At 62.9% G+C, this 15,945-nt stretch carries 16 protein-coding genes; 4 read left to right on the plus strand and 12 right to left on the minus strand.

Features of this window, described 5'->3' with window-relative positions; translation table 11 throughout:
- Positions 1-14: 14 nt before the first annotated feature.
- Positions 15-941, minus strand: a complete 927-nt coding sequence (locus AC070A_RS16110) for a DUF6030 family protein (protein ID WP_255571356.1) — start codon at positions 939-941, stop codon at positions 15-17.
- A gap of 277 nt (positions 942-1,218) precedes the next feature.
- Between AC070A_RS16110 and AC070A_RS16115 the strand changes: the two genes are divergently transcribed.
- Positions 1,219-2,124: an aminoglycoside phosphotransferase family protein gene (locus AC070A_RS16115; protein WP_112995717.1), complete on the plus strand. Its 906-nt coding sequence runs from the start codon at positions 1,219-1,221 to the stop codon at positions 2,122-2,124.
- A gap of 432 nt (positions 2,125-2,556) precedes the next feature.
- Complete coding sequence (locus AC070A_RS16120; protein ID WP_112995718.1) at positions 2,557-3,306, plus strand: F0F1 ATP synthase subunit A; 750 nt, start codon at positions 2,557-2,559, stop codon at positions 3,304-3,306.
- Positions 3,307-3,345: 39 nt separating this feature from the next.
- Here the strand turns inward: AC070A_RS16120 and AC070A_RS16125 are convergent, their stop codons facing one another.
- The 4 genes from AC070A_RS16125 to AC070A_RS16140 are packed head-to-tail and all read right to left on the minus strand — an operon-like array spanning position 3,346 to position 6,885.
- The gene (locus tag AC070A_RS16125; RefSeq protein WP_112995699.1) at positions 3,346-4,194 is read right to left on the minus strand and encodes a metal ABC transporter permease; all 849 of its coding nucleotides are present in this window, start codon (positions 4,192-4,194) and stop codon (positions 3,346-3,348) included.
- Positions 4,191-5,051 (minus strand): metal ABC transporter permease, encoded by an 861-nt coding sequence (locus tag AC070A_RS16130; RefSeq protein WP_057255029.1) that lies wholly within the window; start codon positions 5,049-5,051, stop codon positions 4,191-4,193. The genes AC070A_RS16125 and AC070A_RS16130 overlap by 4 nt, the downstream gene beginning before the upstream one ends.
- Positions 5,048-5,983, minus strand: coding sequence for a manganese/iron ABC transporter ATP-binding protein (locus tag AC070A_RS16135; RefSeq protein WP_058321745.1), 936 nt, complete (start codon positions 5,981-5,983; stop codon positions 5,048-5,050). Before AC070A_RS16135 ends, AC070A_RS16130 begins: the two co-directional genes overlap by 4 nt.
- Positions 5,980-6,885 carry a metal ABC transporter substrate-binding protein gene (locus tag AC070A_RS16140; protein WP_112995700.1) on the minus strand — a complete coding sequence of 302 codons (906 nt, stop codon included), beginning with the start codon at positions 6,883-6,885 and terminating at the stop codon, positions 5,980-5,982. The genes AC070A_RS16135 and AC070A_RS16140 overlap by 4 nt, the downstream gene beginning before the upstream one ends.
- 122 nt (positions 6,886-7,007) lie before the next feature.
- Between AC070A_RS16140 and AC070A_RS16145 the strand changes: the two genes are divergently transcribed.
- Positions 7,008-7,436: a Fur family transcriptional regulator gene (locus AC070A_RS16145; RefSeq protein ID WP_057255032.1), complete on the plus strand. Its 429-nt coding sequence runs from the start codon at positions 7,008-7,010 to the stop codon at positions 7,434-7,436.
- Between the two features lie 71 nt (positions 7,437-7,507).
- Here AC070A_RS16145 and AC070A_RS16150 read toward each other — a convergent pair whose 3' ends face one another.
- Both AC070A_RS16150 and AC070A_RS16155 read right to left on the minus strand, forming a co-directional pair.
- Positions 7,508-8,419 (minus strand): DMT family transporter, encoded by a 912-nt coding sequence (locus AC070A_RS16150; RefSeq protein WP_112995701.1) that lies wholly within the window; start codon positions 8,417-8,419, stop codon positions 7,508-7,510.
- Positions 8,420-8,577: 158 nt separating this feature from the next.
- Entirely contained in the window at positions 8,578-10,065 is a 1,488-nt protein-coding gene (locus AC070A_RS16155) for a nucleobase:cation symporter-2 family protein (protein WP_113133414.1), read from the minus strand.
- Positions 10,066-10,366: 301 nt separating this feature from the next.
- On the opposite strand from AC070A_RS16155, the gene AC070A_RS16160 reads away from it, so the two are divergent.
- Positions 10,367-10,822 carry a hypothetical protein gene (locus AC070A_RS16160; RefSeq protein WP_162728077.1) on the plus strand — a complete coding sequence of 152 codons (456 nt, stop codon included), beginning with the start codon at positions 10,367-10,369 and terminating at the stop codon, positions 10,820-10,822.
- Positions 10,823-10,933: 111 nt separating this feature from the next.
- On the opposite strand, the gene AC070A_RS16165 is transcribed toward AC070A_RS16160, so the two are convergent.
- The 5 genes from AC070A_RS16165 to AC070A_RS16185 all read right to left on the minus strand — a co-directional run bounded on the left by AC070A_RS16165 (position 10,934) and on the right by AC070A_RS16185 (position 15,937).
- Positions 10,934-12,655 (minus strand): ABC transporter substrate-binding protein, encoded by a 1,722-nt coding sequence (locus AC070A_RS16165; protein ID WP_057255036.1) that lies wholly within the window; start codon positions 12,653-12,655, stop codon positions 10,934-10,936.
- A 79-nt stretch (positions 12,656-12,734) separates the two neighbouring features.
- Positions 12,735-13,157 (minus strand): DUF2160 domain-containing protein, encoded by a 423-nt coding sequence (locus AC070A_RS16170; protein ID WP_082616181.1) that lies wholly within the window; start codon positions 13,155-13,157, stop codon positions 12,735-12,737.
- Positions 13,157-13,975: a carbohydrate ABC transporter permease gene (locus tag AC070A_RS16175; protein ID WP_057255037.1), complete on the minus strand. Its 819-nt coding sequence runs from the start codon at positions 13,973-13,975 to the stop codon at positions 13,157-13,159. Before AC070A_RS16175 ends, AC070A_RS16170 begins: the two co-directional genes overlap by 1 nt.
- A 22-nt stretch (positions 13,976-13,997) precedes the next feature.
- The gene (locus AC070A_RS16180; RefSeq protein WP_057255038.1) at positions 13,998-14,864 is read right to left on the minus strand and encodes a carbohydrate ABC transporter permease; all 867 of its coding nucleotides are present in this window, start codon (positions 14,862-14,864) and stop codon (positions 13,998-14,000) included.
- Positions 14,865-14,866: 2 nt separating this feature from the next.
- The gene (locus AC070A_RS16185) at positions 14,867-15,937 is read right to left on the minus strand and encodes an ABC transporter ATP-binding protein (RefSeq protein ID WP_093233142.1); all 1,071 of its coding nucleotides are present in this window, start codon (positions 15,935-15,937) and stop codon (positions 14,867-14,869) included.
- Positions 15,938-15,945 lie beyond the last annotated feature (8 nt).

The raw sequence follows: 15,945 nt of genomic DNA on the forward strand, positions 1-15,945 counted from the left end.
GAGTGACGGGATCGTCATGGCGCATGCCCCGCGGAGGGCTTCTCGCCTGATGTGGCGTCCGTCGCTGGCTCCTTCCCATTCGGCACTTTTGCCGGCACGTTCCAGTCTGTCGGGCCCTTGACGAAGCTACGCAGTCCGGCATCGCCATAGGCGAGCCATTTGCTCCGGTCGAAGTAAAGCTCGGCAATGCTCTTCGGCCGCGCGCGCGGCGGCTGGTTGGCAAGGAAGTTAAAGCGCGGCGTCACCTCGTCGGACTCGCGCTTGAACTGGATGCGGCTGCCGAAACGCTTGAGATCGAATTCCTTCAGCGCCTGGATTTGCAGGGTGACGCTTGCGGCATCGGCCCAGCGCACGTGGTCGAGGAACACCGCCGCTGCCCGCGCCGCTGCCGTGGTCACGGCCTGGCGGTCCTCCGGTCGCTCGATGTTGAGCTTGACGCGGAAGGAGGTGATTTCCTCCTCGCCGCTGCCTTTGACGAAGATGAAGATCGATGAGGGCTTGTCCTCGCCCGGACGCGGGAAGGAGACGAGTGACGAACATTCCCATTGGGCACGCTCACCGGCACCGGCTTTCCATTCGAGTTCGCGAAAGCCGGCGTCGCGCAACTCGTCGCAGAGCGCCTTGGGATCGCTGCGGATGACGCGCAGGAACTGCTGCTCCGGCGTCTGCAGATCCTGGAAGGTCCAGGCGGGCAGGGCGATGCGTGGCGGTTCGCGCCTTGCCGGCTTCTCGGCCGTCGATTCGGAGGGCTTGCTCTTCGCCAGGAAGGTCGTCGGCAGACCCAATGCCACGAGAACTTTCTTGAGGTTGCGCTGTTCGTTGGCAAGCAGGGCCGTCGCGAGAATGGCGGTGACGATCAGGATGAGAGCGACGAGAAAGAAGCGCAGTCCCGTCCGACCGGCAGGCTTTGGAGCCGGCGTCTTGCCACGGGGCGTGCTCATGCGGTCCCGCCTGCCCGGCGGGGCGCGATGAGGCGCGGTACCTCCAGCAAAAGGTGATCGGTCGGCCGGGCTTCCATGATCTCAAGTTATCAACGGGTCTAGGCCTTCTTCATCCCCGAAATCCGTCGCGGTCGCAATATGCAACCGCCGATATCGGCAAGCCACTGTCACGTCTCAACACAACGCGCCGCTGAACGAGAATTACCGTGAACTAGGAAGTTGAAATCCGGGGGCGATCACATAGCTTGCTGGACGCAAACATCGAATGGAATACGTCATGGCAAACCCGAATTCAGCCGAGCTTGTGATCGATGCGTCGCTGGTACGGCGGCTGATCGCGACACAGTTTCCGCAGTGGTCGGATCTTGCGGTGCGTCCGATCGAGCCCGGCGGCTGGGACAACAGGAGCTTCCGGCTCGGCGAGCGGATGACCGTGCGCCTGCCGAGCGCCGAGCACTATGTGCTGCAAGTGGATAAGGAGCACCGCTGGCTGCCGCGGCTGGCTCCCCAATTGCCGCTGCCCATTCCCGTGCCGCTGGCCAAGGGCATGCCGGGAGAAGGCTTTCCCTGGCCCTGGTCGGTCTACCGCTGGCGTCAGGGGGAAACGTTGGCCGTGGAGCGGGTCGCAGATCTCGGGCAAGTGGCGAAGGATCTCACGCGGTTTCTGCGCGCCTTGCGGCAGGCGGATGCCGCGGGTGGGCCCTTGCCTGGCGACCACAATTTCCACCGCGGCGGTCCGCCTGCCTTCTATGACGAGCAGACGCGCCAGGCGCTCGCACTGCTTGAGGGACAGGTCGACACGGCGGCGGCCAGAGAGGTCTGGGAAGCGGCCCTTGCTGCGCCATTCGAGGGGGCCCCCGTCTGGTTTCACGGCGACATCGCCTGGGGCAACCTTTTGGTCGAGCAAGGTCGCTTGAGCGCGGTCATCGATTTCGGCACCTCGGGTGTCGGCGACCCCGCCTGCGATCTGGCGATAGCCTGGACGTTCTTCCACGGCGAGAGCCGCGAGGTCTTCCGTGATGGCATGGCACTCGATCGCGGTGCCTGGGCGTGCGGGCGTGGCTGGACCCTGTGGAAGGCGCTGATCGTGCTTGCCGGCATGACCGGCGCGTCCGCAAGCGAGAAGGCAAAGCAGCTCACGGTGATCGAAGACGTGCTTGCGGATCATCGCCGCTTCGGCTAGCGCCCGAGCCACGATCGGGCGCAAGCCAGCTTGACCCCGCTGCAAATTGCCTCTAGCTCAGGCGCACGCGGGACGACCCGCGTCGGTGCTTCGCCTGGGGACGGCCCCAGTATCTCGACCGAGATACTTGGAGTCGATCGCATCATGCAGCCCCAAAGCTCGCGGCACGTCCGCGCGACCTTTCCCTTTATTGAGCAGCCTAGAGCATCCCGCTCTCAAGTGGAGTCACTGGAGGCGGAAAGATGCTCTAGAATCAAAGTGCTAGAGCGTCCTTTGCGCGTTCAGTTGAACGCGCGGCGCTCTAGTCATTCCATCGGAAGCAATCGCTTCGTGGGACGGCCTCGGCCGCCGATCGCTTATCCAACACATTGACGCGCCGGCGGCCGCCGACGCGCGCCGCCGATGCGTCTCCGCCAACACATGAGGTTGATGATAGCCGGACCCATCGAACAATTTGAGATCAAGTCACTCCTACCGATCGCCGAGATCGGCTGTCACCAGATCAGCTTTACCAACTCGGCCGCCTATATGGTGCTGACGGTGGCGATCGCCAGTCTGTTCCTGATCCTGTCAACGGGAAGACGCGGCCTCGTGCCGAACCGGGCGCAGTCGGCGGCAGAGATCCTCTATGAGTTTGCGGCAAAGACGCTGCGCGACAATGCCGGCGAGAAGGGCATGCGCTTCTTCCCGCTGGTCTTCTCGCTTTTCGTGTTCATCCTCACCGCCAACCTGATCGGCATGTTCCCCTATGCCTTCACGGTGACGAGCCATATCGCGGTCACCTTCGCGCTGGCCATGCTGGTGTTCCTGACGGTCACGCTCTATGGCCTTTACCGGCACGGCTTCGGCTTCCTCAGGCTGTTCATGCCGGCGGGCGTGCCGTTGATTCTGGCGCCGATCATCATCCCGATCGAGGTGGTCTCCTACCTCTCGCGTCCCGTCAGCCACTCGGTTCGTCTATTCGCGGTCATGCTGGCCGGCCACATCACGCTCAAGGTTTTCGCCGGTTTCGTCGTGGGCCTCAGCGGCTTTGGGGCGCTCGGGATCCTGGCCGCGGTCATGCCGCTGCTGATGACGGTGGCGCTGACCGGGCTCGAACTGCTGATGGCGCTCATCCAGGCCTATATCTTCACCATGCTGACCTGCATGTATCTCAACGACGCGCTCCATCCGAGCCACTGAGAACAGGCGATGAGGCTCCCTGCACCGGGAGCCTCTTTGTCATTCGATCGCCCGCCGCGCTTCGTTCCGGTAGGTCCGCCAGGAGGTCCAGGCAAAGGCGATCAGGAACATCACGGTCATCAGGAGCACGATGGTCGGCGCCGGCGCGCTGTCGATGAAGAAGGAGAGATAGACGCCGCAGAAGGAGGCCGTCATCGCGATGATCACGGCGACGATGAGCATGGCGCCCATGGTGCGGGTGACCAGGAAGGCGATGGCGCCGGGTGCGATCAGCATGGCGATGGCAAGGATCAGCCCCACCGCCTTCAGCGCGCCGACGATCGTCAGCGACAGGATCGCGAGCAGCCCATAGTGCAACCAGTTAACCGGAAGACCGACGGCTTTGGCCTGGGCGGGATCGAAGGCGTGCAGCAGGAAATCGCGCCATTTGACGGCGAGAATACCGGTGGCGACCAAGGCGATCACGCCGGTCTCGGCGATGTCGCGCCAGCCGATGCCGAGCATGTCGCCGAAGAGGATGTGGTCGAGGTGCACGTCGCTCTGGATCTTGGTGTAGAGCACCAGCCCGAAGCCGAACATGCCGGAGAAGACCACGCCCATCACCGTATCCTGCTTGATGCGGCTGTTTTCCTTGAGATAGCCGGTCAAAAGCGCGCAGGACATGCCGGCGGCAAAGGCGCCGACGGCAAGCGGCAGGCCGACGATGTAGGAGATGACGATGCCGGGGAAGACCGCATGCGAGATCGCGTCGCCCATCAGCGACCAGCCCTTCAGCACCAGGAAACAGGAGAGCATGGCGGTCGGGATCGCCACCAGCACCGAGATCAGAAGCGCGTTGCGCATGAACTCGAATTCGAAGACCGCAAGCAGCATGTCGAGCGAGATCATCGGGCAGCCTCCATCGGTTCGGCGCTGCGCCTGCGCGCGGCGAGCAGCCCGTGCTTCGGGGCCAAGACGAAGGCCGTCAGGAAGATGAGTGTCTGCAGCACGATGATGATGCCGCCGGTGGCACCGTCGAGGAAGTAGCTGAAATAGGCGCCGAAGAAGCTCGTCAGCGCACCGATGGCGACGCTGATCAGGATCAGCCGCGGAAAGCGATCCGTGAGCAGGTAAGCGGTCGCGCCAGGCGTCACCACCATGGCGATGACAAGGAAAGCGCCGACGGTCTGCAGTGCTGCGACCGTACAGGCCGAGAGCAGGGTGAAGAACAGCACCTTGAGGAAGGTGGTGGGAATGCCGATCGAGCGGGCGTGGCTCTCATCGAAGAAGGTCACCATCAGGTCCTTCCACTTCGCTGTCAGAATGACCAGCGAGACGATGCCGATGATCGCGAGCTGCAGTGTGTCGGCGGGCGTGATCGCCAGGATGTTGCCGAGCACGATGGTCTGAATATTCACCGATGTCGGCGACAGCGAGACCATGAAAAGCCCGAGGCCGAAGAAGGAGGTGAAGATCAGGCCGATGATCGTGTCTTCCTTGAGCCTTGTGCGCTGGTTGAGAAACAACATGGCGCCGGCGGCAAGCGAGCCGGAGAAGAAGGCGCCGAGCGAGAAGGGCAGGCCCAGCATATAGGCGCCGGCGACCCCCGGGACGATCGAATGCGAGAGGGCATCACCGATCAGCGACCAGCCCTTGAGCATCAGATAGGAGGAGAGGAAGGCGCAGACGGCGCCGACCAGCGCGCTCACCCACATGGCATTGACCATGTAGCCATAGGTGAAGGGTTCCAGGAGCGTGGCGATCATTTGCCGTTCGGTTCCCCGTTGGTCTCGGGTTTTGCCGGCTGCGCCACCATCCGATCCTTGTCGCCATACATGACGAGCGGGCGCTCGTCGTCGGTGATGACGGCGAGCTGCCGCGGATCGGCATCGTCATGCAGGTTTTCGCCGCCGAGCACGAAGTGCCGGAGAACGCCGCCGAAGGCGAGTTCCAGGTTTTCGCGGGTGAAGGTGGTTTCCGTCGGGCCATAGGCGAGCACGGTGTTCTTGAGGAGCACGGTGCGGTCGCAGAATTCCGGCACACTGCCGAGATTGTGGGTGGAAACCAGCATGACCCGGCCCTCGTCACGCAGGCCGATCAGGAGGCGAATGATCGCGTCCTCGGTCTTGACGTCGACGCCGGTGAACGGTTCGTCGAGCAGGATGACCTTGCCATCCTGGGCGAGCGCGCGCGCCAGGAAGACGCGCTTCTTCTGGCCGCCGGAGAGTTCACCGATCTGGCGCTTGCGATAGTCGCTCATGCCGACGCGCGCAAGCGCTGCCTCGACCGCCTCATGATCCGCCGTCTTCGGGATGCGCAGCATGTTCATGTGGCCGTAGCGGCCCATCATGACGACGTCCTCGACCAGGACCGGGAAGTTCCAGTCGACCTCCTCGGCCTGCGGCACATAGGCGACGAGGTTCTTCTTGAGCGCTTCCGGAACCGAACGGCCAAGGATCGAGATCTCGCCGCGCGAGAGCCGGGCAAAGCCCATGATCGCCTTGAAGAGTGTCGACTTGCCGCTGCCGTTGACGCCGACGAGCGCGGTGATCGTGCCCGTCGGGATCTCGAAGGTCGCGTCGCGCAGGGCCCGCAGGCCGTTGCGGTAGGTGACTGTCGCGCCAGAGACACGGATGCCGCTGCCCTGTTCGCCGGACGCCGGCACGGGGCCGGAGCGGGGCTTCACCTGAAGGTTCATTGCGAAAGCCCCTTGGCGATGGTTTCCGATGTGACGCGCAGCAGATCGATATAGGTGGGAACCGGACCGTCCGCCTCGCTCAAGGAATCAACGTAGAGCACGCCACCGTATTTTGCACCGGTTTCGCGCGCCACCTGCTCAGCCGGATCGGGCGAGATCGTGCTTTCGGAAAAGACGACCGGAATGTGGTTGGCCCTGACGGCGTCGATGACCTTGCGGACCTGTTGCGGGGTACCCTGTTGGTCGGCATTGATCGGCCAGAGGTAGAGTTCCTTCATGCCGAAATCGCGGATCAGGTAGCTGAAGGCGCCTTCGCTCGAAACCAACCAGCGCTTGTCTTCGGGGATCTTGGCGATCTCGGCGCGGATCGGCGCGATGGTCGCCTCGATCTTCTGCTTATAGGCCTCGGCATTCGCCTTGTAGGTCTCGGCATTGGCGGGATCGTACTTCACGAAGGCGTCGCGAATGTTGTCGACATAGATGAGGGCTGCCGATGGCGACATCCAGGCATGCGGATTGGGCTTTCCGCTGTAGGGGCCTTCGGCAATCCCCATGGGCTCGACGCCGGTCGAGACGACGGCACCGGGGACGTCATCAAAGTTCTGGAAGAACTTCTCGAACCAGAGTTCCAGGTTCAGACCGTTCCACAGGATCAGCTTGGCGTCGTGCGCCTTCAGGATGTCGCGCGGGGTCGGCTGGTAGTTGTGGATCTCGGCACCCGGTTTGGTGATCGATTCGACGATTGCGGCGTCGCCCGCGACGTTCTTCGCCATGTCGGCAATGACCGTGAAGGTCGTCACTGCCTTGAATTTCTCCTGCGCTGAGCCGGCGCCGGGAAAGAGCGCGATGGCTGCCAGGGCAGCTGCCGCTGCCAGGATCGCGCGCTTCGTCTGATCGATCATTCGCTACTCCCAGATGTTGACATCAACAGGAGTAGGGGAATGATTTGCATAAGTCAATGCAAATGCGAAGCATTCGCAACTAGCTATTTTCAAAACCAATGCCCTTGGCTAGTGTAACGACCATGAAACAGAACAAGAATCGTGTCGAAGAGCTGGAAGGCGTTTTGCGGGATGGCGGCGTGCGCGTTACGCGCCAGCGCTCCGCAATCCTGAAGATTCTCGCCACCGCCGAAGACCATCCGGATGCAAACGAACTGCATCGCCGGGCGAAGGAAATCGACGCCACCGTCTCGCTTTCGACGGTCTACCGGACGCTGTCAGCGCTCGAGCAGCAGGGCGTCGTGCAGCGCCATGCCTTCGAAAGCGCGACGGCGCGTTTCGAGACCGCCGACGCGCCGCATCACGATCATCTGATCGATATCGACACGGGGGCTGTGATCGAGTTCCGTTCCGACAAGATCGAGCAACTGCAAGCGGAGATTGCCGCCGAGCTCGGCTACGATCTCGTGCGCCACCGGCTCGAGCTCTACTGCCGCAAGCGCAAGGACTGAGCGAAGCTCGTCAGAGACGTTGCGCTCGTGATGTCGCGCAACGTCTCCTTTTGCTTTCAAATGAAAGAGTGTCAGCCGCGACCCGCGACGTCGGAGGTGCGCCGCCGTGCCGGTATGGTCATGGCCGCAACGCCGATGATGACGCAACCCAGGCCGATCCAGGCGGTGTCCGACAACCGTTCGCCGAGGAAGATCGCGCCGATGGCGACACCGACCGGCACGCGCAGATAGGCCTGGGCCGTGGCGCCGACCGAACCCAGCGTCTGGATCAGCCGGAAGTAGATGGCGAAGGCAAGTGCTGTCGAAAAGACTGCGAGGCCAAGGAGCGCAAGCAGCGAATCCATGGATGGAGCCAGCGTCCAGGGCCTGTCGACGATGAGGCTGGTGGGGATCAGCAGCACCGTGCCTGATATCAGCGAGCCGGCGGCGGGCATCATCGGGTCGAGCCCTTTGAAGCTGCGCCCGAAGATGGCGGCACCTGCATAACAAACGGTGGCGAGCACCACGGCGAGCTGTGGCAGCAATTGTTCGCCGAGGCCGCCGAAGGCCTCCATGCCGATGATCAGGCTGATGCCGGTCATGCCGGCAATGACGCCGACGAGCTTGCGGGCGGTGACCGGCTCGTGGTGGGTGACCAGGGCCGTCATAAGGAAGGCGAAGATCGGCGTCGTCGCATTGAGAATCGAGGCGATGCCGGCATCGATCGTCTGCTCGGCCCAGGCAATCAGTGTGAAGGGCACGACGCTGTTGAGGCAAGCCTGAAACAGAAACCGTCGCCAGGTTGCGAGGTCGCGCGGCATCTTCAGGCCACGCCAACGGAGAACCGCGAGAAGCAGGGCGCCGGCGATCAAGGTACGAGCGGCAATCAGCGTGACCGGCGGAATGGTTTCAACGCCGATCTTGATGAAGGTGTAGGAAGCGCCCCAGAGCGTGGCAAGCGCAAGCAGCAGGAGAAGCTCGAGGGTGAGATTGGTCTTGGCCATGGCATGGAACCTTCGTGTCGTCGTCGTTGTCCTTCTTCTAGCGCCGTGGAGATGGCAGATGCTTCGGTGGCGATCGAAGTATCGAGATCTCTCCGTGGACGTGAGACGACAAAGCCCCGGTCACCTTTCGGGACCGGGGCGGGTGCTTTCTGTATCGCTCAGTGGCTGTCGGCGAGCTTGGCCGCGTTGACGGACGCGGACCTTTCCAGGCTCAGGCCGTTGAAGAAGGCGTTGAGCACCACCGCCGAGATCGAGGCGAGCACGATGCCGGACTCGATGATCGGGTGGATCGCATGCGGCAGCCACATCAGGTAGTTCGGCGCGATCAACGGGATCAGGCCGAAGCCGACCGAGACGGCGACAACGAAGAGGTTGTTGCGTGACGACTTGAAGTCGACGGTCGACAGGATGCGCACGCCGGTGGCCGCCACCATCCCGAACATCACCAGGCCGGCGCCGCCGAGCACGAAGGTCGGCACCGCTTCCACCAGAGCGCCCATCTTCGGGATCAGTCCGAGCGCGATCATGATGACGCCCCCCATCACGCAGACATAGCGACTCTTCACGCCGGTGACGCCGACGAGGCCGACATTCTGCGAGAAGCTCGTATAGGGGAAGGTGTTGAACAGGCCGCCGATCATCGTGCCGAGGCCATCGACCCGAAGGCCGGCGGTCAATTGCTGCTGCGATACTTCGCGGTTGGTCATTTCTCCGAGCGCCAGGAACATGCCGGTCGATTCGATCATGACGACGATCATGACGAGCGACATGGTGGCGATCAGAACCGGATCGAAGATCGGCATGCCGAAGCGCAGCGGCGTGACCACGGCAAACCAACCGGCGTCGGCCACCCGGTCGAAGTGCATCATGCCGAGTGCGGCGGCGAGGACGCAGCCGAGGACGACGCCGGTCAGCACCGCGATGTTGCTGATCAATCCGCGGCCGAAGCGTGCGATGACGAGGATGGACACAAGCACGAAGGCGGCAAGCGCGATGTGGCTCGGCTCCGCATAGAGCGGGTTCGGCACCGTGGCGCCGAGCACCAGACCATCAGGAATAGCAGGCCCGCCGCCGGCGGCGGCCGCGGCCTTCATCGCGGCCAGCCATTCGGCATGGGCTGGGTCGACCAGTTTCGGCGCCGTTGGGCCGAAAGGATTGCCGAAGATCCAGTTGACGCCCACCCGCATCAGCGAAACGCCGATGACGAGAATGATGGTGCCAGTGACGATCGGCGGGAAGAACTTGAGCAATCTGCCCATCAACGGCGCGATCAGCAGGGCGACGAGGCCGGCGCCGATGATGGCGCCGAAAATCATGCGCGCGCCCTCCTGGCCCGGGGTCATCGCCGCCATCGAAACCATCGGGCCGACAGACGCGAACGTGACGCCCATCATGACGGGAAGGCGGATGCCGAAGCTGCGACCGAGCCCGAGCGACTGGATGATGGTGACGATGCCGCAGACGAACAGATCGGCCGAGATCAGGAAAGCGACATCCTGGGGGCTGAGCTGCAATGCCCGGCCGACGATCAGCGGTACCGCGACGGCGCCGCCATACATGACAAGAACGTGCTGGATCCCAAGCGTCGCGAGCCTGCCCACAGGCAGCTTCTCGTCCACCGGGTGTATGCTGGAAACGTCGCTCATGGTTCCTCCTCCCATCACGTCGACCAGTCCGGTTCCCCCGTCCTCCAACAGGGGAGCGCAATTTTTCCGTGCCGAGGCAGAATGTCGCAAGTATTGCGAAAACGAAAACACTTTCCGGAATCCGGGGGAAATCAGTCACGATGCGCTGGCGGCGGGAACGGTTGCCGCAAGGCCGCGAGCCTTGACGAAAAGCTGCAGGCGAGCCTGACGAGGCCGGAGACCATGCAACGTAGCCGCAATGCGAAGCAGCGATGGTCCCTTACGCCGGTGCTCCGGCGCTGTTCGTTTGGGATCATGATCGATGGTATCTTGGAGATTGGCCTTCTGGCGCTTGCTCGCTGTGCCGTTCGCGCTCGCCTTCGCGCTTCCACCGGTTGCCGCGCGCGCCAACGGCGCCACCTTTCCGGGGCAGTGGCAGCAGGTGGCGTCCGGCACGGACGCCTGCGGGACCTGCTGGGTCGAAATCAAGCGGAACGGTCCGGTCCTGAAGGTGACGGGCAAGGACGGATGGTTCGCGGTGGTCCATCTCGGACGCGCTGGAGGCGGCCATAGCGCCGAGGGGATCGGCCGCTGGAGCGAGGACGGGGACAGCCACTATCGCGGCCGGCCATTCGATATCCGGATCGCTATCGTCGACAAGCATCTCGAGATGGACATGACCGTGCAGATGGACGACGGCTCGACGCGCGCCGTCCGGGCGATCTTCGACAAGCGCCGGTCCGAGAAGTCCGGACGCCTTCGGCTGGCCCGCATGTAGGCACGGCCATGCCGCTCAGGGATTGCCGGCAAAGAAATACCGGGGCCGTTGCCGACCCCGGTGCCGCATCTCCTGAAAGAAAAAGGCCGCCCGGTTTGGGCGGCCTTCTTGTTACTTCTGCCAGCTCTTGACCAGATCGTCATAGTTGACGGTCTGCGGCTTTTCCTTCTCGTTCTCGACCTTCAGCTGCGGAGCGAGGTTGCCAGCCTTGACGGCTTCGGCGTTCCAGTACTCAAGGTCATGCTCTTCGGCGAGCTTCGGACCGATGTCTCCCTGAACGCCCGAACGTTCGAGACGGGAGAGAACCTTCTCCTGCTCGGCGCACAGCGAGTCCATGGCTTCCTGAGCGGTCTTCGCACCCGAGGATGCATCGCCGATCGCCTGCCACCACAGCTGAGCCAGCTTCGGATAGTCAGGAACGTTCGTGCCGGTCGGCGACCACTGCAGGCGGGCCGGCGAACGGTAGAACTCGATCAGACCGCCGAGCTTCGGAGCACGGTCCGTGAAGCTCTTGTGGTCGAGCGTCGACTGGCGGATGAAGGTGAGGCCGACATGGCTCTTCTTCACGTCGACGGTCTTCGAGGTCACGAACTGCGCATAGAGCCATGCGGCCTTGGCGCGGTCGTCCGGGGTGGACTTCAAGAGCGTCCAGGAACCGGCGTCCTGGTAGCCGAGCTTCATGCCGTCCTTCCAGTAGACGCCGTGCGGGCTCGGCGCGAAACGCCACTTCGGCGAGCCGTCCTCGTTGACGACGGGCAGGCCCGGCTTGACGAAGTCGGCGGTAAAGGCCGTGTAGGTGAACATCTGCTGGGCGATTTCGCCCTGCGACGGAACCGGACCGGATTCCGAGAAGGTCATGCCCTGGGCAGCAGCCGGTGCATAGGCCTTCATCCAGTCGAGGTACTTCTGGATCGAGTAGACGGCGGCCGGGCCGTTGGTGTCGCCGCCGCGGGCAACGCACGAGCCGACCGGACGCGAGTTCTCGTCGACCTTGATACCCCATTCGTCGACCGGCTTGCCGTTCGGGATGCCCTTGTCGCCGTTGCCGGCCATCGACAGCCAGGCGTCGGTGAAGCGCCAGCCGAGCGACGGGTCCTTCTTGCCGTAGTCCATGTGGCCATAGACCTTCTTGCCGTCGACTTCGCGGCCGGTGAAGAACTCGGCGATGTCCTCATAGGCCGACCAGTTGACCGGAACGCCGAGGTCGTAGCCGTACTTCGCCTTGAAGTCCGCCTTGTTCTTCTCGTCGTTGAACCAGTCGTAGCGGAACCAGTAGAGGTTCGCGAACTGCTGGTCGGGCAGCTGGTAGAGCTTGCCATCCGGCGCGGTCGTGAAGGACTTGCCGATGAAGTCGTCGATGTCGAGGTTCGGGTTGGTGACGTCCTTGCCTTCATTGGCCATGAAGTCCGTCAGGCTGCGCGCCTGCTGGTAACGCCAATGGGTGCCGATCAGGTCAGAGTCGTTGATGTAGGCGTCATAGACGTTTTCGCCCGACTGCATCTGCGTCTGCAGCTTTTCGACGACGTCGCCTTCGCCGATCAGGTCGTGGGTGATCTTGATGCCGGTGATGTCGGCGAAGGCCTTGGCCAGGGTCTTCGATTCGTATTCATGGGTGGTGATTGTTTCGGAAACGACCTTGATTTCCATGCCGGCGAAGGGCTTGGCCGCATCGACGAACCACTGCATTTCGGCTTCCTGGGCCGCGCGGTCGAGCGAGGACATGTCGCCGATTTCGGTATCGAGGAACTTCTTTGCCTCGTCCATGCCGGCAAAAGCGGTGCCGGTGAAAGCCAGCAGCATAGCCGCCGTCGTAGTCAAAAGATGCCGTCGCATAATTCCCTCCCTTAGGTTTGCGAATGCGGTTCTTTAGCTTTTGAGGGGCCGCTCCCGCGGCCCCTCAAATCGGCTCGCCTCAGACATAGCGGAAGACGCCGACGGCATAGACCAGCGAGAGCGCGAGCGCCCACCACAGGTTCTGCCCGCCGACGAAACCGAGCCATGCGAGGTGAATGAAGGCGCTTCCGAGCAGCGACACGAAGAGGCGATCGCCCCGTGTCGTCTCGAAGCGCAGGATGCCGACGCGCGGGTTTCCGCCCGGCGCGGCATATTCCCAGACCGCCATCATCGACAGCAGCGCGAAGATGGTGAGGAAGAACATGGCCGACGGAAACGACCAGGCCATCCAGCCGCCGGCGACCAGCGGCGCGAACCAGTCGCGTGCGCCGTCCTTGATCGGCAGCATGCTCATGAGCAGCCCGGCGGCGGCGGCGTAGACGATCAGAACGGCGGCGAAGGGCAGTTGCCAACGAGCCTTGCGAATGGGTTGAGCGGTCATCATACCCTCCCCAGGGCAAAGCCCTTGGCGATGTAGTTGCGGACGAAATAGATCACCAGCGCCCCCGGAATGATGGTGAGCACGCCGGCAGCGGCCAGCACGCCCCAGTCGAGGCCGGAAGCGGAGACGGTGCGGGTCATGGTGGCGGCGATCGGCTTGGCGTCCGTGGTCGTCAGCGTGCGGGCTAGCAGCAGTTCGACCCAGGAGAACATGAAGCAGAAGAAGGCGGCGACACCGATGCCCGAGGCGATCAGCGGCATGAAGATCTTCACGAAGAAGCGCGGGAACGAATAGCCGTCGATATAGGCGGTTTCGTCGATTTCCTTCGGCACGCCCGACATGAAGCCTTCGAGGATCCAGACGGCGAGCGGCACGTTGAACAGGCAGTGGGCAAGCGCCACGGCGATGTGCGTGTCGATCAGGCCGAAGGCCGAATAGAGCTGGAAGAACGGCAGGGCGAAAACGGCCGGCGGCGCCATGCGGTTGGTCAAGAGCCAGAAGAACAGGTGCTTGTCGCCGAGGAAGCGGTAGCGCGAGAAGGCGTAGGCCGCCGGCAGCGCTGCCGATACCGAGATCACCGTGTTCATCACGACGTAGATGATCGAGTTGATGTAGCCGTTGTACCAGGATGGATCGGTGAAGATCACCTGATAGTTCCTGAGCGTCGGGTTCACCGGCCAGAGCGAGAAGGTGCTGAGGATCTCGCTCGTTTCCTTGAAGCTCATGTTGACGAGCCAATAGATCGGCAGGAGCAGGAAGACGATGTAGATCGTCGGCACCAGCCAGGAAAGGCGTTCGGTAAGCGGTTGTGTTTGCATGTTGGTTCTCCTCCCGCCTTTATCAGCCTTGCGCGTCGCTCGTGGTCATCACGGTGTAGAAGATCCACGAGAGCAGCAGGATGATGAGGAAGTAGATGATCGATAGCGCTGCCGCCGGACCGAGGTCGAACTGGCCAATGGCCGTCTTGACGAGGTCGATCGACAGGAAGGTGGTGGAGTTGCCGGGGCCGCCGCCGGTAACGACGAAGGGCTCGGTGTAGATCATGAAGCTATCCATGAAGCGCAGCAGGAAGGCGATCAGGAGCACACGCTTCATCTTCGGCAGCTGGATGTAGCGGAACACCGACCAGCGCGAGGCGCCGTCGATCTTGGCCGCCTGGTAATAGGCGTCCGGGATCGAGACGAGGCCGGCATAGCACAAGAGCACGACGAGGCTCGTCCAGTGCCAGACGTCCATGACGATCAGCGTCACCCAGGCAGCGACCGGGTTCTGCACATAGTTGTAGTTGATGCCCATGCCTTCGAGCGTGCGGCCGAGCAGGCCGATATCGACGCGGCCGAACACCTGCCAGATGGTGCCGACGACGTTCCACGGGATCAGGAGCGGCAGCGCCATCAGGACGAGGCAGACCGGGACGCCGAGGCCCTTCTTCGGCATGTTGAGCGCGATGATGATGCCGAGCGGGATTTCGATGGCCAGAATGATCGCCGAGAAGATCAGGTTGCGGGTGAGCGCGTCCCAGAAACGGTCGGAGGTCAGCACCTGCACGTACCAGTCGGTGCCGGCCCAGAAGAACGCGTTGTTGCCGAAGGTGTCCTGGACCGAATAGTTGACGACGGTCATCAGCGGGATGACGGCCGAGAAGGCGACCAGCACGAGAACCGGCAGCACCATGAACCAGGCCTTGTTGTTCCAGGTTTTTTCCATGGTCAGGCCTCCTCGCCGACGCGCCAGGAATCGGCGTAGATGTTGATGGCTTTCTGATCGAAGCGGACGCGCGGATCGGCGGGGATCTCGCCATCCTCGTCGACGATGATCGAGATCGGCTGATCGGCGAAGCGGGCGCGCACGATCTTGTGGCGGCCGATGTCCTCGACCTTGGTGATCGCGACGGGCATGCCTTCGCGGCCGAGCGAGACGAATTCCGGGCGGATGCCAAGCTCGGTCTTGGCGCCGGCCTTGAACTTGGGCAGGAAGTTCAAGGCCACGTGTTCGCCGCCGACCGTCGCGGTGTTGCCGTCGAGCTTGACCGGAAGCACGTTCATGCCCGGCGAACCGATGAAGTAGCCGACGAACGTGTGGCGCGGGCGCTCGAAGAGTTCGGCCGGGGTACCGATCTGAACGATCTGGCCGTCATACATGACGACGACCTTGTCGGCGAAAGTGAGCGCCTCGGTCTGGTCGTGGGTGACATAGACCATGGTGAAGCCGAACTGCTTGTGCAGCCGCTTGATCTGCGAGCGCAGCACCCACTTCATTTCCGGATCGATGACGGTCAGCGGCTCGTCGAACAGGATGGCGCTGACGTCGTTGCGCACGAGGCCGCGGCCAAGCGAGATCTTCTGCTTCTGGTCGGCGGTCAGCCCGCGGGCGGTCTTCTTCGCCCAGCCGCCGAGACCGATCATTTCGATCGTCTCCTTGACGCGGCGGTCGACCTCGGCTTCCGGCACATGCCGGTTGCGCAAGGGGAAGGCCAGATTGTCGTAGACGGTCATCGTGTCGTAGATGACCGGGAACTGGAACACCTGGGCGATGTTGCGTTCCTGGGTCGAGAGATGCGTCACGTCCTTGCCGTCGAAGAGAATGCGCCCTTCGGACGGATTGATCAGGCCCGAGATGATGTTGAGCAGCGTGGTCTTGCCACAGCCGGAAGGGCCGAGCAGCGCATAGGCGCCGCCGTCGTTCCATTCGTGATGCACTTCCTTCAGCGCGTAGTCGTTTTCAGACTTCGGCTTGGCGCCATAGGCGTGGCGAATATGTTCGAGATCGATGCGTGCCATGTTTTCCT

The sequence above is a fragment of the Ensifer sp. GW101-20A05 genome (assembly GCF_059424735.1).